22 protein-coding genes are annotated in these 25,218 nt (G+C 63.9%); 10 read left to right on the top strand and 12 right to left on the bottom strand.

The annotated features are described in order from the left end of the window. Nucleotides 1-52: 52 nt before the first annotated feature. Nucleotides 53-703, bottom strand: a complete 651-nt coding sequence (locus tag OKW20_RS04695; protein WP_429170532.1) for a response regulator — start codon at nt 701-703, stop codon at nt 53-55. 81 nt (nt 704-784) lie between these two features. Further along, nucleotides 785-1,204, bottom strand: a complete 420-nt coding sequence (locus tag OKW20_RS04700) for a hypothetical protein (protein WP_043613169.1) — start codon at nt 1,202-1,204, stop codon at nt 785-787. Nucleotides 1,205-1,373: 169 nt separating this feature from the next. Between OKW20_RS04700 and OKW20_RS04705 the strand changes: the two genes are divergently transcribed. Next, nucleotides 1,374-1,721: a DUF952 domain-containing protein gene (locus tag OKW20_RS04705; protein WP_192447914.1), complete on the top strand. Its 348-nt coding sequence runs from the start codon at nt 1,374-1,376 to the stop codon at nt 1,719-1,721. Next, nucleotides 1,718-2,803, top strand: coding sequence for a quinone-dependent dihydroorotate dehydrogenase (locus OKW20_RS04710; RefSeq protein WP_429170534.1), 1,086 nt, complete (start codon nt 1,718-1,720; stop codon nt 2,801-2,803). The genes OKW20_RS04705 and OKW20_RS04710 overlap by 4 nt, the downstream gene beginning before the upstream one ends. Here OKW20_RS04710 and OKW20_RS04715 read toward each other — a convergent pair. The 3 genes from OKW20_RS04715 to OKW20_RS04725 form a co-directional block, all read right to left on the bottom strand. After that, complete coding sequence (locus tag OKW20_RS04715; RefSeq protein WP_429170536.1) at nt 2,779-4,137, bottom strand: MATE family efflux transporter; 1,359 nt, start codon at nt 4,135-4,137, stop codon at nt 2,779-2,781. The genes OKW20_RS04710 and OKW20_RS04715 overlap by 25 nt on opposite strands. Nucleotides 4,138-4,447: 310 nt before the next feature. Then, nucleotides 4,448-4,951 (bottom strand): CAP domain-containing protein, encoded by a 504-nt coding sequence (locus OKW20_RS04720; RefSeq protein ID WP_429170539.1) that lies wholly within the window; start codon nt 4,949-4,951, stop codon nt 4,448-4,450. A gap of 2 nt (nt 4,952-4,953) precedes the next feature. Beyond that, nucleotides 4,954-5,220 carry a DUF6460 domain-containing protein gene (locus OKW20_RS04725; RefSeq protein WP_429170542.1) on the bottom strand — a complete coding sequence of 89 codons (267 nt, stop codon included), beginning with the start codon at nt 5,218-5,220 and terminating at the stop codon, nt 4,954-4,956. Between the two features lie 162 nt (nt 5,221-5,382). Between OKW20_RS04725 and OKW20_RS04730 the strand changes: the two genes are divergently transcribed. Together OKW20_RS04730 and OKW20_RS04735 are read left to right on the top strand one after the other, a co-directional pair. Continuing rightward, nucleotides 5,383-6,336, top strand: coding sequence for a methyltransferase (locus tag OKW20_RS04730; RefSeq protein ID WP_429170545.1), 954 nt, complete (start codon nt 5,383-5,385; stop codon nt 6,334-6,336). Nucleotides 6,337-6,442: 106 nt separating this feature from the next. Next, on the top strand, nt 6,443-7,078 hold the full coding sequence (locus OKW20_RS04735; protein ID WP_043622427.1) for a YitT family protein: 636 nt from the start codon (nt 6,443-6,445) through the stop codon (nt 7,076-7,078). Nucleotides 7,079-7,178: 100 nt separating this feature from the next. Here OKW20_RS04735 and OKW20_RS04740 read toward each other — a convergent pair whose 3' ends face one another. Both OKW20_RS04740 and OKW20_RS04745 read right to left on the bottom strand, forming a co-directional pair. Beyond that, complete coding sequence (locus OKW20_RS04740; protein WP_043622424.1) at nt 7,179-7,643, bottom strand: carboxymuconolactone decarboxylase family protein; 465 nt, start codon at nt 7,641-7,643, stop codon at nt 7,179-7,181. 34 nt (nt 7,644-7,677) lie between these two features. After that, nucleotides 7,678-8,181 (bottom strand): Rrf2 family transcriptional regulator, encoded by a 504-nt coding sequence (locus OKW20_RS04745; RefSeq protein ID WP_043622421.1) that lies wholly within the window; start codon nt 8,179-8,181, stop codon nt 7,678-7,680. Between the two features lie 108 nt (nt 8,182-8,289). Here OKW20_RS04745 and OKW20_RS04750 point away from each other — a divergent pair, with 108 nt between their 5' ends. Both OKW20_RS04750 and pdeM read left to right on the top strand, forming a co-directional pair. Further along, nucleotides 8,290-10,836: a ligase-associated DNA damage response DEXH box helicase gene (locus OKW20_RS04750; protein ID WP_429170550.1), complete on the top strand. Its 2,547-nt coding sequence runs from the start codon at nt 8,290-8,292 to the stop codon at nt 10,834-10,836. 81 nt (nt 10,837-10,917) lie between these two features. Then, nucleotides 10,918-11,643 (top strand): ligase-associated DNA damage response endonuclease PdeM, encoded by a 726-nt coding sequence (gene pdeM / locus OKW20_RS04755; protein ID WP_429170553.1) that lies wholly within the window; start codon nt 10,918-10,920, stop codon nt 11,641-11,643. A gap of 51 nt (nt 11,644-11,694) precedes the next feature. On the opposite strand, the gene OKW20_RS04760 is transcribed toward pdeM, so the two are convergent. The 4 genes from OKW20_RS04760 to OKW20_RS04775 form a co-directional block, all read right to left on the bottom strand. Further along, nucleotides 11,695-11,931, bottom strand: a complete 237-nt coding sequence (locus OKW20_RS04760) for an Lrp/AsnC ligand binding domain-containing protein (protein ID WP_034797129.1) — start codon at nt 11,929-11,931, stop codon at nt 11,695-11,697. Between the two features lie 113 nt (nt 11,932-12,044). Next, complete coding sequence (locus OKW20_RS04765; protein ID WP_205237163.1) at nt 12,045-12,845, bottom strand: TIGR02186 family protein; 801 nt, start codon at nt 12,843-12,845, stop codon at nt 12,045-12,047. Further along, nucleotides 12,845-13,771, bottom strand: a complete 927-nt coding sequence (locus OKW20_RS04770) for a sulfite exporter TauE/SafE family protein (RefSeq protein WP_043622412.1) — start codon at nt 13,769-13,771, stop codon at nt 12,845-12,847. The genes OKW20_RS04765 and OKW20_RS04770 overlap by 1 nt, the downstream gene beginning before the upstream one ends. Before the next feature lie 340 nt (nt 13,772-14,111). After that, nucleotides 14,112-17,957 (bottom strand): peptidoglycan-binding protein, encoded by a 3,846-nt coding sequence (locus OKW20_RS04775; protein WP_429170556.1) that lies wholly within the window; start codon nt 17,955-17,957, stop codon nt 14,112-14,114. 481 nt (nt 17,958-18,438) lie between these two features. Between OKW20_RS04775 and OKW20_RS04780 the strand changes: the two genes are divergently transcribed. From OKW20_RS04780 to OKW20_RS04795, 4 genes are all read left to right on the top strand, one after another. Next, the gene (locus OKW20_RS04780) at nt 18,439-20,235 is read left to right on the top strand and encodes an acyl-CoA dehydrogenase C-terminal domain-containing protein (RefSeq protein WP_429170559.1); all 1,797 of its coding nucleotides are present in this window, start codon (nt 18,439-18,441) and stop codon (nt 20,233-20,235) included. 71 nt (nt 20,236-20,306) lie between these two features. Continuing rightward, on the top strand, nt 20,307-21,515 hold the full coding sequence (locus OKW20_RS04785; protein ID WP_192447926.1) for an acetyl-CoA C-acetyltransferase: 1,209 nt from the start codon (nt 20,307-20,309) through the stop codon (nt 21,513-21,515). 11 nt (nt 21,516-21,526) lie between these two features. Then, the gene (locus OKW20_RS04790; protein ID WP_192447927.1) at nt 21,527-21,931 is read left to right on the top strand and encodes a YbaY family lipoprotein; all 405 of its coding nucleotides are present in this window, start codon (nt 21,527-21,529) and stop codon (nt 21,929-21,931) included. Nucleotides 21,932-21,942: 11 nt separating this feature from the next. Continuing rightward, the gene (locus tag OKW20_RS04795) at nt 21,943-24,159 is read left to right on the top strand and encodes an FAD-dependent oxidoreductase (protein WP_429170563.1); all 2,217 of its coding nucleotides are present in this window, start codon (nt 21,943-21,945) and stop codon (nt 24,157-24,159) included. 78 nt (nt 24,160-24,237) lie between these two features. Here the strand turns inward: OKW20_RS04795 and OKW20_RS04800 are convergent, their stop codons facing one another. Further along, a complete protein-coding gene (locus tag OKW20_RS04800; protein WP_429170566.1) occupies nt 24,238-25,158 on the bottom strand; it encodes a cobaltochelatase CobT-related protein in 921 nt (306 codons plus the stop codon). Nucleotides 25,159-25,218: the final 60 nt, after the last annotated feature.

Genomic DNA, 25,218 nt, shown 5'->3' on the forward strand with positions numbered 1-25,218 from the left:
ATTTCGGGGCCGCCTGAAACAAGGGGGTATCACAAAGTCAAAGCGAGCCGCATCAGGCGGCGGCAACGGTGCCGATCTTCGAAAGCTGGATGACCGCCTGGGTGCGGCTGTCGACATTGAGCTTTAAGAGGATCGCCGAGACATGCGCCTTGATCGTCGCCTCGGAGACACCGAGTTCGTAAGCTATCTGCTTGTTGAGCAGGCCCTCGCCGAGCATGCTGAGGACGCGGGATTGCTGCGGCGTCAAGGTCTGCAGGCGCTGGAGCAGATCGGCGACCTCAGGCTCGTATTCCTGCGCCTGGTCGTAACCCGCTGGCACGAAGACCTCGCCGGCCATCACCCTCTCGATCCCCTCGCGGATTTCCTCGATGCCGGCCGATTTCGAAAGAAAGCCGGACGCGCCGAGATCGAGCGCGCGATGGATCGTCGCCGGGTCGTCATGGGCCGACACCACCATGACCGGCAGGCTCGGAAATTCGGCGCGAAGAGCGATCAGACCAGAGAGCCCGCTGACGCCGGGCATGGTGAGGTCGAGCAGCATGAGGTCGGCGTCAGCATTGTCCGCCGCCGCCTTGCGCGCGGCTGCGAAATCGCCAGCCTCGACGATGGCAGGCGCGCCGTCCACGCCGCTCAGTGCCTGGCGCATCGCGCCGCGAAACAGCGGATGGTCGTCCGCGATGATGATGGTCATGTCCGGTGTCATGCTGCTCCCTCCCAAGAGCCCGGGCTGAAATCTGCGCGCCCCCACGCGCCGATCCGCATCCCGCATGGCCGATCCGGCAACTCAGGTCTTCTGCGGCTCCTGAGTGGAGTCGCTGCCTTCGAGATCCTTCACGATATCCATGAACCTACGCATCATTCTTTCCATGATGCCCATTGCGCGGTCAATCTCTTCCTCAGCCGGAAGGTCCTGTTTTGCGACACTTTCACCGGCCTTGGCGGTCTTTTCCAAGGCCTCGACCCGCTTCGTCAGGAGGTCCAATTCCTGTTCGAAGGCGGCGCGTTCGTCGGCGGCCATGCGGCAGACGAGCTGCCCGTCCTTCTCCTGGCAGAGCGACACCTCGCCGGTCTGGGTATCGAGCCGGGCGATGCCGGTCTCGGACTTCTGCATGCTGTAGCGCCCGGGGGCCGGATCCTGTGCGCTGGCGCCGCCGGCCAGAGCCAATCCGGTACCGAACAGAAGTATGGCAGCAGCGTTTTTCATGACATCTTCTCCGTTACGATCCTTGCCGGGACGTGATCTGTGCGCGAACGAGAAGAGCGAAATCGGTCTTCACCGCGGATTATGCGCGAATCGTCGTCCTTCTGCGATGGACAATCGCCGATATTTACGGCAAGGCCACGACAGAAAATTACGGGGACAGACGGGCACCATGGGTTCCATCATCTACAAAATCGTTCCGGCATCGTTGTGGCAGGAAGCCAAGCGCAGCGGACGCTTCGACGGCGCGCCCGTCGATCTCGCCGACGGTTACGTCCATTTTTCGACCGGCGAACAGGTGGTCGAGACGGCGGCGCGCTATTTCGAGGGACAGGTAGACCTGCTGCTGGTCGCCGTCGATGGCGACGCGCTCGGCGAAGAACTGGTCTATGAGCCCTCACGCGGCGGCGCCCTCTTCCCGCATCTCTATGCCCCCCTCTTCCTGTCGGCCGTCGTCTGGGAAAAACCACTGCCGCTCGGCGCCGATGGCGCGCATATCTTCCCGGAACTTGATGCATGAACCCGCTGACCAGCCTTGCCCGCCGCGGCCTTTTCCTCTTCGATCCGGAAGCTGCGCACGGCCTTTCGATCAAGGCATTGAAGACCGGGCTCGTACCGAACTGTCCTGCCAAGGCCGACAAGCGGCTCTCGCAGACGGTCGCGGGCATCGTTTTTCCGAACCCGATCGGCATGGCGGCCGGCTACGACAAGAATGCCGAGGTACCGGAAGCGCTTCTGAAGATCGGCTTCGGCTTCACCGAGATCGGCACCGTCACGCCGAAGCCGCAGGCCGGCAACGACAAGCCGCGGATCTTCCGGCTGGTCGAGGATGAGGCCGTTATCAACCGCCTCGGCTTCAACAATGAAGGCCATGGCGCAGCGCTGGCGCGACTGAAGGCCTGTTCGCGCGATGCGCTGATCGGCGTCAACATCGGCGCCAACAAGGACAGCGCCGACCGTATCGCCGACTATGTCGGCGGCATCCATACCTTCTACTCGGTCGCCCGCTATTTCACTGCCAACATCTCCTCGCCGAATACGCCGGGCCTGCGCGACCTGCAGGCGCGCGAAAGCCTCGCCGCCCTGCTGTCGGCCGTGCTCTCGGCGCGGGACGAAGAGGCACTGAGGAGCAATCGCCGCGTGCCGGTCTTCCTGAAGATCGCGCCCGATCTCACCGAAGAAGGCATGGACGACATCGCCGCCGAAGTGCTGGCGCACGATCTCGACGGCCTGATCGTCTCCAACACGACGCTTTCGCGCGAGGGCCTGAAGGATCAGGCCCAGGCGAAGGAGTCCGGCGGCCTCTCGGGCAAGCCACTCTTTGATAAGTCGACGGCCGTGCTTGCCCGCATGCGCAAGCGCGTCGGCCCGAAGCTGCCGATCATCGGCGTCGGCGGCGTCAGCTCGGCCGAAACCGCGGCAGAGAAGATCCGCGCCGGCGCCGACCTCGTGCAGCTCTATTCCTGCATGGTCTATGAAGGCCCGGCCCTGCCCGGCCGCATCGTACGTGGCCTCTCGGATCTCTGCGATCGCGAGCGGCTCACCTCGATCCGCGATATCCGCGACAGCCGTCTCGACTACTGGGCCGGCAAGAACGTCTGACGCGCCTTCATCGGGATCCGCGACAACAGGAACAGCCCCCGCATCAGCAGGAACAGGTTGAGCCCCGCCCACAGGCCATGATTGCCGAAGGCGGGGACCAGCACGGCGAGTGCTGCGGCATAGCCGACAAAGGCCGCCAGCATCATGTTGCGCATCTCGCGCGACCAGGTGGCGCCGATAAAGACGCCATCCATCAGGAAGGCAAGCGCACCGGTCATCGCCGTCACGGCCGCCCAGGGCAGGTATTCGTAAGCCGCCGCGCGCACATCCGGCGCCGTGGTCAGGAGATCGATGAGCCTGTCACCGAACAGCAGGAAGGCGACGGTCGTCACCAGCGCGAGCCCCAGCGACCAGGCGGCCGTCATCCGGAGTGCGCGATCGAAGGCCGGGCGGTAACCGGCACCGATCGAGCGTCCGATGAGCTGTTCCGCCGCATTGGCGAGGCCGTCGAGATAGTAACCGGCAACGAGGAAAATCGTCATCAGCACCGCATTGGCCGCAAGCGTCACCGGCCCGAAGGCAGTGCCGATGCGGGTCATCAGCGTGAAGGCTGCCAGAAGCAGGAACGAGCGGATCATGATGTCGCGGTTGAGGCCGAAGAGCGGCTTCAGCCGTTCGCGGTCGAAGATCTCGGCCCAGCTTGGCGCATCCCTGCTGTCGAAACGGCCATAGACGATGGCGAAGCCAACGAGCGCGCCGATCACTTCGCCAGTCACGGTCGCCAACGCCACCCCCATCACGCCCCAGCCGAACACCAGGCCGAGCAGGATCGAGAGTATGATGTTGATGCCGTTGATCAGCGTCTGCAGCATCAGGCCGATGGTACCCTCGCCGCGGCCGAGCACGAAGCCGAGGATGGCGTAGTTGGCAAGCGCCGCCGGTGCAGAAAGGATGCGACAGAGAAAATAGGTGCTGGTGACGCCGGCTACCTCGGGCTCCGGCCCCATCAGCCAGAGGCCGCCCGACAGAAGCAACGGCGAAAAGAAAAGGCTGACCGTGCCGCAAACGAGCGCGATGATCAGCGATCGCCAAAACACCGCCTGCTGCTCGCGCCGATCGCCGCGACCATAGGCCTGGGCAACCAAGCCCGTGGTCGCTGCCCGCAGGAAGTTGAAGGTGGTGAAGATCAGGTCGAACAGGATGGCCCCGACCGCAAGACCCGCCAGCAAGGTCGCCTGCCCCATGCGGCCGACAACGGCGGTATCGACGAGGCCTAGCAAGGGCGTGGTCAGGAAGCCGAGCGTCATCGGCAACGCGATCGCTAGGATCAGCCGATGGGTGACATGGAACGGGCCGGCGGGATCGCCCGGCGAGACGGAAGAGGCAGCGGTCATCGGGCGGTCCGGGCGTGTTGGATGAGAGATGACCGTTTTAGGGAATGAGCATGGGCGGATGCAAGCGCGTCGTGCAGTTCGGCGAAAACGTCCCAACGCGGCAAGAGCCCCTCACCCTAGCCCTCTCCCCGCACGCGAGGAGAGGGGACGTGGCAAACGCGACGTCACACCCCTTGATACCCGTCGGAGGCCAGTCCCGTCAGCGGTCATGATGGATCGAAAGGGCGCAGCTATCCGCCTTCTCCCCGCCTGCGGGGAGAAGGTCCCGGCAGGGGGATGAGGGGCGGAGTTCTATACGAATGCAGCTGATTCAGCCCGAAAGCACCATCGCCCAGAAGGGACGGTTTCCGGAGGCGTCGTTCTGGGCGACGGCGACGCCGAGGCCGCGGTATTTGCCGAGCATGTTTTCGAGATGCTTGGGCGACCTGTACCAGGCATCATAGGCGCGCTCGGCGTCGTCCTGACCCACGGCGATGTTTTCAGCGGCCGGAAGCGTCACGCCCTGACCCTTCATTCGGTCGTAGAAACTGTCGTTCCAGCCAATCAGGTGCTGCATCTTGCCGGCCTTGGCCATGCGCGCCGCCTGGTGCATCGCCGCGGCGGACGCCGCATGGTCGGCGACGAGTTCGGTCAGGCCCTTGCCCTTGCGCAGCTTGTTGACATAGCCGAGGCTCGCTGCGGTCTCGTCGCTGCCGGTGCCGCTTTCGGGCATCAGCACTTTGGACGTGGTGCAGCCGGCGAGCGCGCCGAGCGACAGGATGGCGGTCGCGCGCAGGAGGCCGCGGCGTTCGATCAGAAGAAAACGGTCCTGCATCGTCAGCGCCGAAAGTTCAGGACGCGCAGGATGACGAAGGCCGGCACGACGATTACGGCGCCGAGCAACAGATAGTCGCCCACCCGGCCAAGTGCTGCAAAGCCGGTGTACCAGAGGTCGAGCAGGAAGTTGCGGACGGCGAAGTAGATATCGGTCGGATACCAGCCGAACATTCTCATCACGAAGCCGACGAGGATCGACACCACGATGAGCTTGACCAGCACGCGCAGCGGCGAGTCACCCAAGAATCTGTTCATTCGGTCCGACATCAGCGAACTTCTCCTGTTTGTCTTCACATAAGCCGCGATCGGCAGCGTCGCAAGTCGCTGGCCCCGGCGGGCACGGCTCGGGCTACCGATCGCGCCAGATTCCGCTTGTATTTTGCGGCATCCGGCGTCAGAAGCGCTGATCGCAACCAACATCTCACATTGATGACGCTCAACCAGCTCTCCTCCGGCGACCTGATCGCCGACCGCCGCGCCGACTACGCAAAAATGCTTGCCGAGGGCGGCGAGCCCGCAAGTGCGGCCGAACTCATGGCGCAAGCGCTGGAACAGGCGCCCAACTGGGCAGCCGGCTGGTTTCGGCTCGCGGACTATGAGGAAAAATCTGGCCGGAAAGAGGCGGCGATCGAAGCGCTGAGAAAAACGCTGGCGCTCAGCCCCCAGGATATCTTCGGCGCCGGCCTGAAACTGGCCCTGCTCGGCGCTGCCGCCATGCCCGAACAGCCGCCGAGCCTCTATGTCGAGCGGCTCTTCGACGACTATGCCGACCGCTTCGACAAGGCGCTGGTGGAGAAGCTCGGCTATACCGTACCGCAGAAGCTCGCGGCGCTCATTCAAAGCCATGTCGGGCAAAGCCACACGGGAGGCCTCATCTTCGAGCATGTGACGGATCTCGGCTGCGGCACCGGCCTTTTTGGCGAGCGCATCCGGGATCAGGCACAGTTCCTTGAAGGTTTCGACATCTCCATCAACATGCTCGCCAAGGCCGAGGCGAAATCCACCTACGATCGGCTGGCCCGCGCCGACCTCTCTCTTTCTCCTGATGCCTCCGGCATCTTCGGCAACTTCGCGCCCGCCCGGGCCGACCTCGTCAGCGCCGCCGATGTGCTGATGTATCTCGGCAATCTCGACAGTGTCTTCGACATCACCACTCGGCTGCTCGCACCAGAGGGCTACTTCGCCTTCTCGGTGGAAGATGCCGGCGATGCCGAGGAGTTCCTGCTGCGGCCGTCGCTGCGCTACGCCCATGGCGAAGCCTATGTCCGCGGCCTCTGCACGGCACATGGCCTCACTCTGCTGGCGGTCGAGCGCACCGCCATCCGCATGGACGCCGGCGCGCCGGTGTTCGGCATCCTGTTCCTGGCGCGCAAGCCTGCATAAAACGCAAGGCAGAGTCGCAAAAATAGGTCAGCATAACTGACATATTTTTCTTGATTGTTGTTGTGCATTGCAGCATTGCTCAAGCCATCGCAATCGAGGATTTGCCATGGCCCAGATCAGCAGCGTTTTCGGTCTCTGGAACACCAGCCCGACCCGGCATTCGGCCGTCGAGGATCTGCAGGGCATCTTTACCGGCAGCCTGATCGCAGCCCTCGGTCTCTATTTCCTCGCAAGCGCCGGCCTATTGACCGGCAGCACGGCGGGCGTCGCCTTCCTTTTGCACTACGCCTTCGGCGTCAATTTCGGCCTCGCCTTCTTCCTGCTGAACCTGCCGTTCTTCTATCTTTCGCTGAAACGGCTCGGCCCGGCCTTCACGGTCAAGACCTTCATCGCCATCGGCGTGACCTCGTTCCTAACCGACATCCAGTCGCGCCTCTTCCAGATCGGCACGATCCAGCCGGCCTGGGCGGCGCTACTCGGCGGCCTGCTGCTTGGCTACGGCCTCTTGGCGCTCTATCGCCACCGCGCCAGCCTCGGCGGCGTCGGCATTCTCGGCATCTACCTGCAGGAGCGTTTCGGCATTCGCGCCGGCCTCGTGCAGCTTGCGATCGACATGGTCGTGCTCGTCTTCGCCTTCGGCGTGACATCGCCCACGGTCGTCGCCTGGTCGGTGCTCGGCGCAGTTGTCTTGAACCTTTTCGTGGCCATCAACCACCGCGCTGATCGTTACATCGCACTCTAGAGCGCCGTGCGTTCACCGGAACGCGCAAGGACGCTCTAGGATGCAGAGCAGCTAGCCCCGAAGCGGACCTCGGGGCTAGCTGGAGCTTCCTCACTGGATATCAGGCGGCCATAACCGGCTGATCGACCGGATGCTGCGAGCGCAGTCCGACGGCGACACGGTTCCAGACATTGATGACGCCGATCGCCATGGTGATCTTAGTGATCTCGGCTTCGCTGAAGTGCGCGCGCAGCGGCTCGAAATCCGCGTCGGGCGCGCCGGTCTGGGCAAGATTGGTCAGCGATTCCGTCCAGGCGAGCACAGCGCGCTCACGCGCATCATAGATCGGCGACTCCCTCCAGGCACAGATCAGGTGGATCCATTGCTCGCTCATACCGGTGTGCCGCGCTTCCTTCACATGCATGTCGATGCAATAGGCGCAGCCGTTGATCTGCGAGGCGCGCAGCTTGATCAGATGGATCAGGCGCGGCTCCAGGCCTGATTCCTTGATGATGTAGCTGTCGAAGGCGGCCGCGGCCTTGTAGGCGTCGGGAGCGGCTTTGACGAAGTTGAAACGCGGCTGCATGGACTTCTCCTTGAGTTGAATGGGGGATGATTGGTCAGGCGCTGGCGGACGATTTGCGCTCGTTGATCGCCAGAAAGGCTTCGGTTCGCGCCGATACGCTGCCGTCATCCTTGGCGTTGAGGTCATCCAGGATGCTGGCGATGGTCACGCGGCGCAGCTCGGCGCGGTAGGCCTGCTCGGCCTTCAGCATCGCGACATTGATGGTGCAGGGTGCCGTCGGCTTGCAGGCGTAGGGATTGGGACCGCGCAGGCGGATCTCATTGCAGCGGAACGCCGGCTCCGGGCCTTCGACCGCAAGCACGATATCGAGCAAAGTGATCCTCTCCGGCGTCTTGGCGAGACGGTAGCCCCCCTTGGGGCCCGGCACCGCTTCCAGCAGTCCGGCACCGGACATCGCCTGCAGATGCTTCAAGAGATAGCTGGTGGAAACACCATGGAACTCGGCAAGCGCTGCCGCCGACAGGGTGCTGCCGAGCTGAAGACAGCTCAGCATCGTCACGCTGTGAATGGCCTGCTCGACCCCGTCACCAAGTTTCATGGGCGCCTCCGTAATCGTGGATAATTTTTATCTACGATCAGGCCGAGAGTCAATCCTCGTGATTGCACCCATCGGACAGGCTTCTCTTTTGGCGGATTTGATCTACCTTTGTTCTCCGTGAACAGGATCGATTCCAGAGAGCCGCAGGGAGATGCCCTGAGCCTGCCCGCTCCCTTTCTGCGCTGGTTCGGCGAGAAGGGCTGGCGGCCGCGTGCGCACCAGCTGGAGCTGCTCGCCCGCGCCGAGGCCGGGGACAGCACGCTGCTGATCGCGCCGACCGGCGCCGGCAAGACGCTCGCCGGCTTCCTGCCGTCGCTGGTCGATCTCACCCGCCGTGGCAAAATTCCGCCGGGCTCAGCCTTCGTCGGCATCCACACGCTCTACATCTCGCCGCTGAAGGCGCTCGCCGTCGACATCGAACGCAACCTGATGAAGCCGGTCGGCGAGATGGGCCTGCCTGTGCGCGTCGAGAACCGCACGGGCGATACGCCTACCGCCAAGCGCCAGCGGCAGAAGCTCGATCCGCCCGACATTCTGCTGACGACGCCGGAACAGCTGGCGCTGCTGCTTGCCAACGGCGAGGCGCAGCGCTTCTTCAAGGATCTGCGCTATGTCGTGTTCGACGAGCTTCACTCGCTCGTCACCTCCAAGCGCGGCCATCTGCTTTCCCTTGGCCTCGCGCGGCTGCGCCGGCTGGCGCCCGGTCTGCAGACGATCGGCCTTTCAGCGACGGTCGCCGATCCGATGGATCTGCAGCGCTGGCTGGCTCCGCAAGAGCCGAACGCGAACAATCACGCTGGCCTCGTCCAGGTAAAGGGCGGGGCCAAGCCGCAGATCACCATTTTGAAGACCGAGGAACACGTGCCCTGGGCCGGTCACTCGGCGCGCTACGCGATCCCCGACGTCTACGAGGCGATCAAGGAGCACGGTACGACCCTGCTCTTCGTCAACACCCGCAGTCAGGCGGAGCTTCTGTTCCAGGAACTCTGGACGAACAACGACGACAATCTGCCGATCGCGCTGCATCACGGCTCGCTCGACGTCGCCCAGCGCCGCAAGGTCGAGGCGGCGATGGCGGAGAACCGCCTGCGGGCCGTCGTCGCGACCTCGACGCTCGACCTCGGCATCGACTGGGGCGATGTCGATCTCGTCGTGCATGTGGGCGCACCGAAGGGGGCGAGCCGCCTTGCCCAGCGCATCGGCCGCGCCAACCACCGCATGGACGAACCGTCGAAGGCAATCCTGGTGCCGGCCAACCGCTTCGAGGTGATGGAATGCCAGGCAGCACTCGACGCCAATTATATCGGCGCGCAGGACACGCCGCCCGTCGGCAAGGGCGCGCTCGACGTGCTCGCCCAGCATGTGCTCGGCATGGCCTGCGCCGCCCCTTTCGACCCACTGTCGCTTTACGACGAGATCACCAGTGCCTCTCCCTACGCGACGCTTGCCTGGGAGACCTTTGAGCGGGTGATCGATTTCGTTGCGACCGGGGGCTATGCGCTGAAGACCTACGAGCGCTACGCCCGCATCCGAAAGACCAAGGACGGGCTCTACCGCGTTTCCAATCCGCTTGTGGCGCAGCAGTACCGACTGAACGTCGGCACCATCGTGGAATCGCCGATGCTGAACGTGCGCATGGTCAAGCGCAACGCCCGCGGCTCGCTCGGCCGCGGCGGCATGCCGCTCGGCAAGGTCGAGGAGTATTTCCTCGAAATGCTCTCCCAGGGCGACACCTTCATGTTCTCCGGCAAGGTGCTACGCTTCGAGGGCATCCGCGAAAACGAGTGCCTTGTCAGCCAGGCTTTTACTTTCGATCCCAAGGTGCCGAGCTATGCCGGCGGCAAGTTCCCGCTCTCGACCTATCTCGCCGAACAGGTCCGAAGGATGCTTGCCGATCCGGCACGGCGTGCGGCGCTGCCGGAACAGGTGCGCGACTGGCTGTCCTTGCAGAAGGACGTCTCGATGCTGCCGCGCGAGGACGAGCTGCTGATCGAGACTTTTCCGCGCGGCAGCCGCCACTACATGGTCATCTATGCCTTCGAAGGGCGGTTGGCGCACCAGACTCTCGGCATGCTGCTGACCCGCAGGCTCGATCGCGCCGGGCTGAAGCCGCTCGGCTTCGTCGCCACCGACTATTCGCTGGCGGTCTGGGCGCTCGACGACCTCGGCGCGACCTTCGAACTCAGGCGCGGCGCGCTTGCCGATCTCTTCGACGAGGACATGCTCGGCGACGACCTCGAAGCCTGGCTCAACGAATCCTTCCTCTTGAAACGCACCTTTCGCAACTGCGCCGTCATCGCCGGGCTGATCGACCAGCGGCATCCCGGCAAGGAAAAGACCGGCCGGCAGGTGACGGTCTCGGCCGACCTCATTTACGACGTATTGCACGCGCACGAGCCGGATCACCTGCTGCTCGAAGCGACCCGCAACGACGCGGCAACGGGGCTTTTGGACATCGCCCGCCTCGGGGATATGCTGAAGCGAATCAAGGGCCACATCACCCACCGACGGCTCGACCGGATCTCGCCGCTGGCGGTGCCCGTCATGCTGGAGATCGGCAAGGAAATGGTCCAGGGCGAGGCACAGGACTTCCTGCTTTCGGAAGCCGCCGACGACCTGATCCACGAGGCGATGGGCGGTCTGGATGTGGATTGATAGGAAAATGGCTTTGAGAATGAGCAGTCAGTCGATGTCGGCGGATTACCCCCTCCGCACACAACGCGCGAGACCGTGACCATGCATCGCCTTGCCCACGCCCACTCGACTCAGACGACCACTCCCCTCCTCCACGCCCAGACAATCGTCAACGGCGTCGTCGCGATGTGCGATCCGCTCGGTAGCCTCTACCTGCCGGAGACGGGCACGCTCGTCGTCTCGGACCTGCACCTGGAAAAGGGCTCCGCCTTTGCCCGGCGCGGCATGCTTTTGCCGCCCTACGATACGCTTGCGACGCTGCGCGTGCTCGAGGCGGCGATCGCGCGGCACGACCCGAAGCTCGTCATCAGCCTCGGCGACAACTTCCACGACCGCGTCGGCTCGGCGGCAATGCCCGATCATTTCCGCCATATGATTGCCGCCATGGCCTATGGACGCGAATGGGTCTGGATCAACGGCAACCACGACCCCGACGGCGCCTTCGGCCTGCCGGGCGCCTCGATGGACGAGCTTAGCCATGCGGGACTGACCTTCCGGCACGAGCCGAAGCGCAGCGATGCCGTCGGCGAGATCGCCGGGCACCTGCATCCGGCAGCAACAGTGGTAAGACGGGAAAGAGCGGTGCGCCGCGCCTGCTTTGCGACCGATGGCACGCGCCTGCTGATGCCGGCTTTCGGTGTCACCACCGGCGGGCTCGATCTCAGGCACCGGGCGATGACCGGCCTCTTCGACCGCAGCAAGCTTGTCGCCCATATGCTCGGGCGCGACCGGATCTACTCGGTTCGCTTTGCCAATCTCATCGCTTGACGAGAGCGGCGAAAACGGCGCGGCTCTCCCGCGCCGAGGCGCCGCCTGCGATTAAAACGCGTTGAAGGTCAGCGTCGTCAGCGAGCGCGAGATGCCCGGCACTGTGGCAATGTTGTCGTTGATGAACTTGCCGATGTCCTGGCCTTCTTCGATATAGACCTTGATGATCAGGTCGTAATCGCCGCTCGTCGAATACATCTCCGAAACGATCTCCTTGCGGTAGATCTCGTCGGCGACCTCGTAGGTCTTGCCGGGAGCGCACTGCAACTGGACAAAAATCGGTTTCATCGAGCTTCCTCTGTTTTTTATTTGCCACGGCATGCGCTGATGAAACGCACGCGGCATGCCTTTCCATAGCGCTCCGGCGCGCAAAAGGAAACGTCGGCGAAGATCACCCGTCACTATTCCTTGCGGAAGATCAGGCTGGCGCCCCAGCCGGTGATGACGGCGAGCAGCACGGCCATCAGACCGTAAAGCAGCGGCTGCTGGTGTGCCGCCTGGGTGATGAACTGTTCGAGGCCGGTCTTGACGACACGCAGCGGCAGCGCCTTGGCGGCGACGAACACGCCGTCGCGGAAGAGATAGGCGCGCACCACATGCACGCCGTTCGGCACGTTGGCCGGCAGGCGTACAGACGCCTTGAAGAGGCTGGAACTGATGAACTGCACGCCGCCGGGATCGCGCTCGTAGACGCCGCTGGTCTCGCGGATACGGCGGAAGGCGTTGCGGAACTCGCCGAGATTGCTGCCGTCACCGACGAAGCCGAGCGGCACCAGCCGCATGTGGTCGACGCCGATGCCCATATTGCCCATCTCGCCGGGCGGCGCGATCGTCTCGATATCGCGCGTCGACGACAGCGAATAGGATTCCGGCACCAACTCGAAGGTCATGGAGCTGGTGTTGACCCAGATCCCGAAGACACGCTCCTTTTTGCGCACCGTCGCATTGTCCTTGGGCCCCTCGAGGCTGACGACGATGTTGTAGCGGCCCTGGGCAAGCAGGCCCTGGTCGAAGCCGTCGACCGCGCCGAAGATCGTCAGGTCGGCACCGCGGAAATCGGAGGTGATCGCGATCTCGTCGGTGGAGATGCCGATCTCCAGCTTCTCGGTGAAATCGGCATTCTCGTCCTGCAGCGCAGCCAGGGCCGGAGCGGAGAAGGCGAAAGCCAGGAGCGTCAGAGCTATGCGGGCGAAACGGTGCATCAGAAACCGAACCCCGCGGATACGACCGAATAGACGTCTTTCGGCGGGATGATGAGTTCGATCGCCAGACGGATGCCGACAGCAAGAACAAGCAGGGCCAGCAATGCGCGCAGCTGTTCGCCGCGCAGCTTCTGGCCGACGCGCACGCCGTATTGGGCGCCGATGACGCCGGCGATCATCAGCACGAAAGCGAGCACGATGTCGACGGTGTAGTTGGTCGAAGCCTGGACGATGACCGTGTAGGCAGAAACGAAGATGATCTGGAACAGCGACGTGCCGACGACGACATTGGTCGGAATGCGCAGCAGATAGATCATCGCCGGCACCATGATGAAGCCGCCGCCGACACCCATGACCGAGGTCAGGATGCCGATGCAGAAACCGAGGGCGATTACCGGAATGACGCTCAGATAGATCTTCGACTTCTTGAAGCGCATCTTCAGGGGCAGGCCATGCACCCAGTTGTGCTGGCCGGGGCGGCGCAAGGTCGTCTGCTGGTTCTTGGCCGCCTTGCGCATGGCGACGACGCTCTCCCAGAGCATCAGCCCGCCGACGGTGCCGAGCAGCACGACGTAAAGCAGCGAGATCACCAGGTCGAGCTGGCCGAGGCGGCGCAGCAGCGAGAACAGCCAGACGCCGACGGTCGCGCCGGCAAGACCGCCGCACAGAAGCACCGTGCCGAGCTTGATGTCGATGGTGCCTCTTCGGAAATGCGTGATCGCGCCCGAAATCGACGAGGCCACCACCTGGTTGGCACCGGTCGCCACCGCGACGACGGGAGGAATATTGTAAAAGATCAGGAGCGGCGTGATCAGGAACCCGCCACCGACGCCGAACATGCCGGACAGAAAGCCGACGGCAGCGCCCATACCGAGAATGATGAGTATGTTCACCGACAACTCTGCGATGGGCAGATAGATCGTCACGCCGGATCCTCGATATGCCAACGGCCCGCGATGCGGGCAAACCAGTTAGTGTGGCAAGCAAATCACCACGATTGAGGGATTATTCGAAGGGCCGGCACCTCCCCCGAGGGCGAGGCGGCCTCCGTCATGCACTCCTGCAGCGTTGCGCTTCCGCCAGGACGTGCCAAGGCCACGAATCGGACCTTGATTGCTGCATCGGTTCTTCCTTAGCCCGATTCCGATTAAGGAATTATGCAGCAGCCCGAGATTTCAACCTTTTCAGCCACATGGCGGATGGCTTCGCCACCCGCAACCCGTGTCGCCCGGCTCTGCGGCTTTATTACGGCGCTGGGCCTGAGGGTCAGGAATTGCGCTTCAGCAATTCCTTGACCAGCTGCTCGGTGATTTCGCCCGTCGGCTCCTGGCCGACCGACTTCTGGAAAGCCTTGATCGCAGCGACGGTCTTCTTGCCCATCTGGCCATCCGGCTTGCCGGCGTCGAAGCCGTTGTTGTTGAGGATGGCCTGGATGTTGCGGACCGCCTTGCTCATGTCGACGCTGGCCGTCTTGTTGGCCGGGCCGACCCATGCATCCGGAACGTCGACGCTGTTTGCCTTGGCGTCGACCGGCTCAGCCTTCCAGGCTTCGGCCTTGGCCTTGGCGCTTTCGAGCTGCTCCGGCTTCATCGCTTTGGCAACCTCGTCGCGCTTGGCGCCGGCATCGAGATCGCCTTCGCGGGCAGCCGCCGAGAACCACTTGTAGGATTCCGTCAGATCCTGCGGCACGCCGTTGCCGCGGGCATAGAGAACCGCAAGGTTGAACTGGCTGTCGCGGATGCCGAGTTCGGCAGCCTTCGCAAACCACTTCGTTGCCTCGTTAAAGTCAGGCGCGCCATCGCGGCCGCTTGCCAGCATGACCGCGAGATTGTGCATGGCGCTGGCGTTGCCCTGGCCGGCGGAAGCGATATAGAGCGCCTTCGCCTTGGCCGTGTCGCGCGTGACGCCGGTGCCCTTCTCGTAGAGGGTCGCAAGACGGTACTGAGCCGGAACGACGCCGGCATCGGCGGCGCGCTGATACCATTTCGCGGCTTCCGCCATGTTTTCCTGAACGCCCCGGCCCTCGGTGAAGCGTACGGCGATTTCGTAGAAGGCGAGCGGGTCGCCTCCCTTGGCGGCCGTCACCAGGGCGACCGGGCCGAAACCTTCCGGCAATACCACGTCGGTCGCCACGGCTGCAGCGGCAGTGGTCGACGGGGTCATCGCGGCACCATCGGCCGGCGCGCTTGCGACCGAAGCGCTCGCCACCGGCGTCGCTGCAGCCGCTGCCGGCTGGAACTCGGTGACCGGCGTCTTCGTCTCGGCGACAGGCGCAAGCATCGGCGCCTTGCCTTCCGCCGGCGTTGCAAAGCTGGTCGTCGGCACGGTCGTTGCCGTCACCGCGATCGAGGTCTCGGGGGTCTTTGCCGGCGCTTCAACGGAATCGAGCGGTGGCGCAACAGCCGTTTCGGACGCAGCAACCGGTGCTGCCTGTGCCGCAACGGTCGTGCCCTGCACCAGTTGGTCGTCGGCGACCTTGAATTCGGATGCCTGTGGGTTGACCGTCTGCTCGATGACCGCCACCGGTTCGACCGGCATCTCGTCCTTGTTCAGCATCGAGCTGACCATCGGGTAGGACATGATCGCCAAAAGCACGGCGCCGACGGCCATGAGGATCGGCCGGCGATGACGGGCAAAAGCGCCGCCGATGCCGGACGTCGCGGCCTTGTCGCCGGTCTTGTTGAGGGTGTCGGCTTCCTCGACGGCGAGCTGGGCGGCGCGGCGAGCGGCGGCAATGAAGTCCGACTTGTCGCCATCGGCCGGCTGAATGCCTGCCTTGTTCATCTGCCCGGCGCGCACGCGCTCCAGGATCTTCTTCACGTCCGGAACGCCGGAGCCCGGCTCGAGCAGCTGGTTGGCTTCTTCCGGCGCCAGCATTTCGGAGGGATCGATCGACGGCGTCGGCTCGACGAGCTTGCGCGCCTGCTCCGGTGCCTGTTCCGAGCGTTTGCCGGAAAAGCGACGGGTGAGGCCGGCGAGCAGGCCGGTGCGGCCAGCGGCTACCGGCTCGCGCTCTTCTTCGAGCTCGACGGTCGAGATCTGCGCATCGTCGGCAAGGGCCGTTACCGGTTCGGCGGCCTCGGCTGCGACGGCCTGGTCCTCCGCCTGGAGGGCGCGGACATTGCGCTGCAGGTCGTCGTAGCGATCATCGAGGTCGCCGCCACCGAAGGGGTCGTTGAACTCCGGCTGCGCGGCGCGCGGCATCGGGGCGGCTTCGCGCACCACCGCCATGGCAGGCTGGGCCGCCAGTGCCGGCTCGCGGTTTTCGATGCGTTCCAGCTTGTCGGCGATGTGGACGAGGGTTTCGTGCAGCGCCTCGAACGTGCGCGCAGTCCGCTCTTCGCTGGAGCGGCTCAAGTCCTCAAGTGTCCGCAGATCTTCGGCAAGCGCCGAGATCGCGGCCAGGTCGCTACCGGAGGAGGCCTGCGTTGGGCCGTTCTTGGAATAGGCTTCCATCACCGCTTCGGCCGCCTGGCGGGCGGCTTCGACGATGTATTCGTCGCTGGTCGAGAAATAGTCCTCGAGCGCGGTCATACGGTTTTCGAAATCGACGGGCATCACGCTCTGGGCGACGTCCGCCCGCGGCTGGCTGACCAGCGTCGACAGGTTGGCAATCTGGGCTTCAAGGTTCTGAAGCGCCGCGCGGTCGTCAAACGGCGCTGCCTGTGTTTCCTCCAGCCGCTGGGCGATACCGGCGAGGCGATCTTCCAGCCGGTCGAAACGCGGATCGGATACAGGCTGGGCCCCATGGGCGTCGAGCTCGTCGATCCGGCGGGCGAGATAGTCCAGCCGCTCGGCCAGAGCGTCGTTGACGCTGCCCTGGTCGAGGGCCTCGATCTTGCGGGAGATATCCGACAGGTAATCGTTGAGGTCCGACTGCGCCGTCCTGTTGCTGCGCTCCATCATCAGCGACAGCTGGTCCAGCCGCTCTTCCAGGCGGGCGGCGGCCTTTTCGCTGGCGAGATCCTCGACACGGACGGTCAGGGCTTCCAGACGGGCGCTGAGGCCCGAATCGTTCGGGCGCGACAGGCTGTCGATCTGGTGGGAGAGATCGCCGAGCCGGCTTTCGAGGCGATTGACGAAGCCGGTATCAAGCCCCTGGGTCGTGCGGCTGTTGGCGGCAATGGCGCGGCTGATTTCGTCGAGCCGGCTGTCGAGATCGGCAAACTGCGAGACGAGGCGGCGATCGTCGGGCTGGATCTGCCGGCCGAGCATTTCGATCGCCTGGGCAACGGCGATAAGCTTGTCTTCGAGCACATCGACGGCGGAGCTGCTCTTCAGCGAGCCGATCTGCGACTTGATTTCGTCCAACCGATAGGCGAGCGCGACCAGTTCGTCGTCGCGGCTCTGGTCGAACGCGATCAGCCGATCCTCAACACCATTCCAGCGGTTTTCCATGCGGCGCATGCTGTCTTCGCGCGCAAGTCCGTCGATCATCGCGCGCAGGTCGTCGAAATCGCCGCGCAAGGCGTCGGCCTGGGCGGGCGAGGCCTGACGGCCGAGATGCTGGATGCTGTCGGCAAGGCGCTGCATGTCGCCACGCACGTCTTCGGCGAAGCTGTGATCCTGCGCCTGGGCCTTGATGCCGCGAATTTCGGAGCGCAGCGAATTCATCTCGCGCGTCAGGCCGTCGGTGATGTCGCGCTTCAGGTCCTGGCGCAAACCGACGAGGGCTTCGGCGATATCGTTGACGGCCGCGGAGGCGCGCTGCGGCTGGCTGCGAAGCTGGGGGCGCGGCTCTTCGACGTAGCGGTCCTGGACCGGGCGTTCGGAAATGGGGCGTTCGGAAGTGGGGCGCTCGGCGGCATACCGTTCCGACCCGCGCTGCGGCAGCCGGTCGCTAAGCGCTGGGCGCTCGCGCGAGGCGCTGAGGCTGCGCTGGCGTTGCATGATTTCGGCGACGGCATCGCGGGGCGATGCCGTTTCCCGGACAGGTTCGCGGGCGGGCTGGCGCTCGGGCGGCCTTGGCGCCGGGTCGCGGGCCGTACCGCTCATCAGGCCTTCGATCCGCGCCTCCAATCCTTCGATGGTGCGGTTCAAGGCGTCGAGCGACGGCCGCTCGCTATAGGACTGGCTGCCTGCGCGCTGAGGATTTGATCGCAATCCACTCATGTTGTTCTTCGCCCCTGTCGTCGGCCATCTCGAAAGTCGTCACGGAAGAAAACTGCTTTCTTCACCCCTGTGGCGCTTCCGACGCGGGCAAAACTACAACGATGCGACGCCAGGACAGGTTGCAGCTTTGACCATCTCAACACGCACCTTTCACGAAACGTGGTAAACAAGCGGTTAACCTGCGGATGATTTTTTAACGATTTGGCAGGATCGTACGAAGTTGAGGCGCTGCGGTGCCGCCGACCTCCCCCCACACGCCACCAAACTGCGCGACACGTAATTTTTGACGTTTACGCAAACGTCAAAATTTTGTAGCATCCGGCCAACGATGCGAGACCGCCCCGGCGGCATCCGCTTTCCCGTGGAAAAACGGGAGGAGAGGATGCTCTGGAAACAATGAGGATGGCGGCGCATCCGGCATCCTGCAACCGGGCGTCGACGACGACAGACGGCGGCCCGAAGCACCAAAGGCGAGGAAAGAATGCCCATCTACAAGGCTCCGGTCGACGATACCCTCTTCATCCTGAACGACGTGCTCGGCATCGAGCGCTACAACAACCTGCCCGGATTTGCCGATGCGACGCCCGACATGATCGAGGCGATCGTCGGCGAGGCGGCAAAGCTTGCCGAAGAGGCGCTGTTCCCGGTCAACCTGTCCGGCGACCAGGAAGGCTGCAAGCGTCGCGACGACGGTTCGGTCAGCGTGCCGAAGGGCTTCAAGGAAGCCTTCGACCTCTACCGCGAAGGCGGCTGGCTCGGCCTTGCCGTGCCGGAAGAATTCGGCGGCCAGGGCCTGCCCTATACGCTGCACACCGCCGTCGGCGAGTACATGTCGTCGGCCAACATGGCACTGACCATGTATCCGGGCCTCACCCAGGGCGCGATCGCCGCAATCCTGGTTCACGGTACCGGCGAGCAGAAGCAGGCCTACCTGCCGAAGATGGTCGCCGGTACCTGGACCGGCACGATGAATCTCACCGAGCCGCATTGCGGCACCGACCTCGGCCTGTTGCGCACCAAAGCGGTGCCCACCGGCAACGGCGCCTACAAGATCTCCGGCCAGAAGATCTTCATCTCGGCCGGCGAGCACGACATGTCCGACAACATCATCCATCTGGTGCTTGCCCGCATCGAGGGCGCGCCTGAGGGCGTGAAGGGCATCTCGCTGTTCATCGTGCCGAAGTTCAAGCTCGACGCCGACGGCGAACCGGGCGAACGCAACGGCGTTTCCTGCGGCGCGATCGAACACAAGATGGGCATCCATGGCAACTCGACCTGCGTCATGAACTATGACGAGGCCGAAGGCTATCTCATCGGCACGGAGAACAAGGGCCTCAACGCCATGTTCGTGATGATGAACGAGGCCCGCCTCGGCGTCGGCCTGCAGGGCCTGTCGATTGCCGAAATCGCCTACCAGAACGCCGCCAACTATGCCCGCGACCGCATCCAGGGCCGCTCACTTTCCGGCCCGAAGGCGCCGGACAAGAAGGCCGACCCGATCATCGTGCATCCGGACGTCCGCCGCACGCTGATGACGATCAAGGCCTTCAACGAAGCCGGCCGCGCCTTCACGCTCTGGACGGCGCTGAAATCCGACATCGCGCACCGCTCCGACAATGAAGCCGACCGCCAGGCGGCGGACGACATTCTCGGCCTGATGACCCCGATCCTCAAGGGCGTCATGACCGACAAGGGCTTCGACCACGCCGTCATGGCGCAGCAGATGTTCGGCGGCCACGGCTATATCGAAGAACACGGCATGAGCCAGTATGTCCGCGATGCCCGCATCGCGATGATCTACGAAGGCGCCAACGGCATCCAGGCGCTCGACCTCGTAGGCCGTAAGCTCGGCCTCAACGGCGGCCGCGCCGTCATGGCCCTGTTCAAGGAGATCGGCGATTTCTGCGAGGAAAACCGCGGCAACGAGAAGCTGTCGGCCTATACCAAGGCGCTGAAGAAGGGCCTCAACGACCTGCAGGCCGCCACCATGTGGTTCATGCAGAACGCGATGGCCAAGCCCGACAATGCCGGCGCCGGCTCGACCGACTACATGCATCTCTTCGGTCTCGTAGTCCTTGGCTACATGTGGGCGAAGATCGCCAAGACGGCCGAGGAAAAGCTTGCCTCTGGCGAAACGGCGCGTGCAGACTATCTGAAGAACAAGCTGATCACCGCGACCTTCTTCATGGAAAGGATCCTGCCGGAAACGGCTCTGCGCAAGGCCCGCATCGAAACCGGCGCCGACACGCTGATGGCACTCGACGCAGCCGCTTTCTAATCTCGTCGCGGAAGCGATCTAACATGTTTGACGGGCAGCACCTGACGGTGCTGCCGAAAGGGAGATGAGACATGACGAAAGTCTTCGTTTACGACCACGTGCGCACGCCGCGCGGCCGTGGCAAGAAGGACGGATCGCTGCACGAAGTGCCGTCCGTTCGGCTCGCCGCCAAGATGCTGGAAGCGGTGCGTGACCGCAACGACCTCGACACGTCGACCGTCGACGACATCATCATGGGTTGCGTCGATCCGGTGATGGACGCAGGCGCGGTGATCCCGAAGGCTGCCGCCTTCGAAGCCGGCTATTCGACCCGTGCACCGGGCATGCAGATCTCGCGCTTCTGCGCTTCCGGCCTCGACGCCGTCAACTTCGGCGCAGCGAAGATCGCCCAAGGCGCCGACGACATCGTCATTGCCGGCGGCGTTGAATCGATGTCGCGCGTCGGCCTCGGCATGTCCGGCGGCGCCTGGTTCATGGACCCCTCGGTCAACCTGCCGGCCTTCTTCATGCCGCAGGGCGTTTCGGCCGACCTGATCGCCACCAAGTACGGCTTCAGCCGCGACGACGTCGACGCCTATGCCGTCGAAAGCCAGAAGCGCGCAGCGCATGCCTGGGAAAAGGGCTACTTCAAGAAGTCCGTCGTCCCCTTCAAGGACCAGAACGGTCTGACCATCCTCGACCGCGACGAGCACATGCGTCCGGGCACCGACATGCAGGCACTCGCCTCGCTCAACCCGTCCTTCCAGATGCCGGGTGAAATGGGCGGCTTCGAAGCGGTCGGCATCCAGGCACATCCCGAAATCGAGAAGATCAACTACGTGCACCATGCCGGCAATTCGTCCGGGATCGTCGACGGCGCCGCAGCCGTGCTGCTCGGCTCCAAGGCCGGCGGCGAAAGCATGGGCCTGAAGCCGCGTGCCCGCATTCGCGCCTTTGCCAATATCGGCTCCGACCCGGCACTGATGCTGACCGGCCCGGTCGACGTCACCGAGAAGCTGCTGAAGCGCGCCGACATGAAGCTGTCGGACATCGATCTCTTCGAGCTCAACGAAGCGTTTGCGGCGGTCGTCCTGCGCTACATGCAGGCCTTCGACATCCCGCACGACAAGATCAACGTCAACGGCGGCGCGATCGCCATGGGCCATCCGCTCGGCGCGACCGGCGCGATGATCCTCGGCACCGTGCTCGACGAACTGGAGCGCCGCGATCTCAACACCGCGCTCGTCACCCTTTGCATCGGCGCCGGCATGGGCACGGCCACGATCATCGAAAGGGTCTGACGATGGACGTGATGCGCCGCACCCTTCTTGGACTGATGGGCCTGGGGCTGCTTGCAGCCGCGGGCTGCGTCTCCGACGAGGAGGAAGGCGGCGACAGCTTCACGCTCACCGGTGCGATCACCAATGTCGCCAGCGGCCCGGTTCCAGTCGGCACCGTCACGATCCGGCTCGAAGAGCAGGGCGTGATGGACGTCGCCGCCAAGCTGATCGCCGAGACGTCTGTCGTCAGCGACGGCAAGGCCACCCGCGTGCCCTTCGTGCTGCAGGTGCCGAAGCCCGAACTCGACAAGGCTGTCGACGCCGGCTTCAGCATCCGTGTCGAGCGCGACGGGCGGCTGATCGCCACCAACACCAGCAAGCAACGTTACAGCGGCGGATCGAACGTCTCGCTGCAGATCGAACCCATTCTCTACTGAGGGGGAGAACCATGACGAATTACACCAATTTCAAGATCGAGACCGACGCCGACGGCATTGCGCTCATCACCTGGGACATGCCCGAGAAGTCGATGAACGTCTTCACCCAGGAGGTGATGGAAGAGCTGAACGCCATCGTCGACCAGACCACCGCCGATGCGGCGGTCAAGGGCGTCGTCTTCACGTCGGGCAAGTCGAGCTTCTCCGGCGGCGCCGATCTCTCGATGATCAAGTCGATGTTCACCTTCCAGCAGGAAGAAAAGAAGAAGGATCCGGATAACGCCGCCCAGAAGCTCTTCGATCTGGTCGGCCGCATGACCGGTCTCTTCCGCAAGCTCGAAACCTCCGGCAAGCCGTGGGTCTCGGCGATCAACGGCACCTGCATGGGCGGCGCCTTCGAGCTTTCCCTCGCCTGCCACGGCCGCGTCGCTTCGAACTCCAAGTCGGTGAAGATCGCTCTGCCGGAAGTCAAGGTCGGCATTTTCCCGGGCGCCGGCGGCACCCAGCGCGTGCCGCGCCTCACCAACGCGCAGGACGCGCTGCAGATGATGACGACCGGCTCGTCGCTGACGGCAGCCCGCGCCAAGGCGATGGGCCTCGTGCACGAAGTCGTCGACGCCGACAAGCTGGTCGATGCTGCCAAGGCGATGATCAAGAACGGCCTGAAGCCGGTCCAGCCCTGGGACGAAAAGGGCTACAAGGTACCGGGCGGCGGCATCTGGACGCCGGCCTCGGCCCAGCTCTGGCCGGCCGCTTCCGGCATCCTGCGCCGCGAGACCTACGGCAACTATCCGGGCGCCGTCGCGATCCTGAAATGCGTCTATGAAGGCCTGCAGGTACCGTTCGACACGGCGCTCAAGATCGAGCAGCGTTACTTCACCGAGATCCTTCAGACGACCGAAGCCTTCTCGATGATCCGCTCGCTGTTCGTCTCGATGCAGGAGCTCGGCAAGGGTGCCCGCCGCCCGGCCGGCGTGCCGAAGTCGGAGTTCAAGCATGTGGGCGTCGTCGGCGCCGGCTTCATGGGCGCCTCGATCGCCTATGTGACGGCTGCTGCCGGCATTGCCGTGACGCTGATCGACCGCGACATGGAAGCGGCCGAAAAGGGCAAGGCTCATTCCGAGGGCTTGGTGAAGGATTCGGTCGGCAAGGGCCGCCTGACCAAGGAAGAAGGCGAAGCGCTGCTTGCCCGCATCACGCCGTCGGCCGACTACAACGATCTCAAGACCGCCGGTCTCGTCGTCGAAGCAGTGTTCGAGGATCGCCAGGTCAAGAAGGACGTGATCGAGAAGGTGGAAGCGGTGATTGCCGAGGACGCGATCTTTGCGTCCAACACCTCGACGCTGCCGATCACCGGCCTTGCCAAGAACTCCAAGCGCCCGAGCCAGTTCATCGGCGTCCATTTCTTCTCACCGGTCGAGAAGATGATGCTGACGGAAGTGATCCTCGGCAAGGAAAGCGGCGACAGGGCACTCGCCGTGGCACTCGACTATGTGGCCGCGATCAAGAAGACGCCGATCGTCGTCAACGACACCCGCGGCTTCTACGTCAACCGCTGCGTCTTCCGCTACATCCACGAAGCCTATGACATGCTGATCGAAGGCGTGCCGCCGGCAATGATCGAGAATGCCGCCAAGATGGCCGGCATGCCGGTCGGCCCGCTGTCGCTCAACGACGAAGTGGCGATCGACCTCAGCCAGAAGATCCTCAAGGCCACCGTCGCCGACCTCGGCGAAAAGGCCGTCGATCCCAAGCACCTGGCGCTGATCAACAAGCTGGTCGACGATCTCGACCGCCGCGGTCGCAAGAACGGCAAGGGCTTCTACGAGTACCCGGCAAAGCCCGCCAAGAAATATCTGTGGCCGGAGCTGAAGACGCTCTATCCGCAGAAGAACGCCGACAAGATCGATGTCGAGGTGCTGAAGCAGCGGCTTCTCGCGACGATCGCGCTCGAAGCGGCGCGCACCATGGAAGAAGGCATCGTCACCGATCCGCGCGAAGCCGACGTCGGCTCGATCCTCGGCTTCGGCTTTGCGCCCTACACCGGCGGCACGCTCTCCTACATCGACGGCATGGGCGTAAAGGCCTTCGTCAAGATGTGCGAAAAGCTCGCCAAGGACTATGGCGACCACTTCAAGCCGACGGCGCTCTTGAAGGAAATGGCCGAGCGCGGCGAGACCTTCTACGGCCGCTTCGATCCCTACGGCGAGAAGAAGCAGGCGGCGTAAAAGCACGTCACCAATCTGTTGGAAGGGCCCCGCGTGGGCCCTTCTTTTTTCCCTGCCCGCCGCGCGGTCGCCAGCGTGCTACGACTTTTCCTTGAGTGGCTGAGCAGCCGCCAAGAGCATTTCGCTGAGGAGATCGACAAGCCCCGCACCGAGGTCGCCCGGCCCGGAAAGACAGCGCGATCGCGCGTAGCGCTTGCTCACGTCGTGGCCGATCCCGAGAGCCGCCAGGGAAATATCGGGGTCCGCCTCGAGTGTGGCGACGACCGCTTGAAGGTGACGATCAAGGATACCGGGATCGTTGGCCAACAGCGTCGCGTCGTCGACCGGGACGCCATCGGAAATGATCAGCAACAGCTTGCTGCGGCGCTTTCTGCTCCGCAAGCGCTGTGCCGCCCATTGCAGGGCCTCGCCATCGACATTCTCCTTTGGCAAGTCTGGCCGAAGCATGGGCTTGAAAACCCTGTGCCCAAGCGCGCCGGAGTTTTCCTGTATCCCATCGTGATAGATGACATGCAGCAAATCGCAGAGGCGCCCCGGACGCTCGGGCTTCATAAGCGCTCGCCAATATTTGCGCGCTTCGCCACCCTGCCAGGTCGACGTCGTGAACCCGAGTATTTCGACACTGCATCCGAGGCTGCGAAGATATTGCTCGGTGACCTCGATGGCCGCGGCTGCGAGCAACATCGTTTGCCCTTTCATGGAGCCCGATTGATCCATCAGGATCGTGACCGTCGTGTCGTCTCGTATCTGTTTCGGGATCGCGCTTTTGACGGCTTCGGCGGATGAAAGCGCCCCGAGATGCCACCGCATTCGCCATTCTTCGAGGCCGGTCTGGAAGATCGACCACGCCGCTTCGTGCGATCGAGCCGCTTCCGGCGGCAGGCATCCAAGCACATCGGACAACTGCTCCGCGTGGACCACCCGATCGAACTTTCGGGTGAAGACGCGATAATCGTCCGACACCGCGCGCCTCTTCGACCTGGCGACAAGCGCGGTCACATGCTTCCAGATTCCCATAGGTGACGCTCGCCCCGGCACGCAGATGCAACCCCAATGACG

The sequence above is a fragment of the Ensifer sp. LBL genome (assembly GCF_050435225.1).
Classification (GTDB): Bacteria; Pseudomonadota; Alphaproteobacteria; order Rhizobiales; family Rhizobiaceae; genus Ensifer.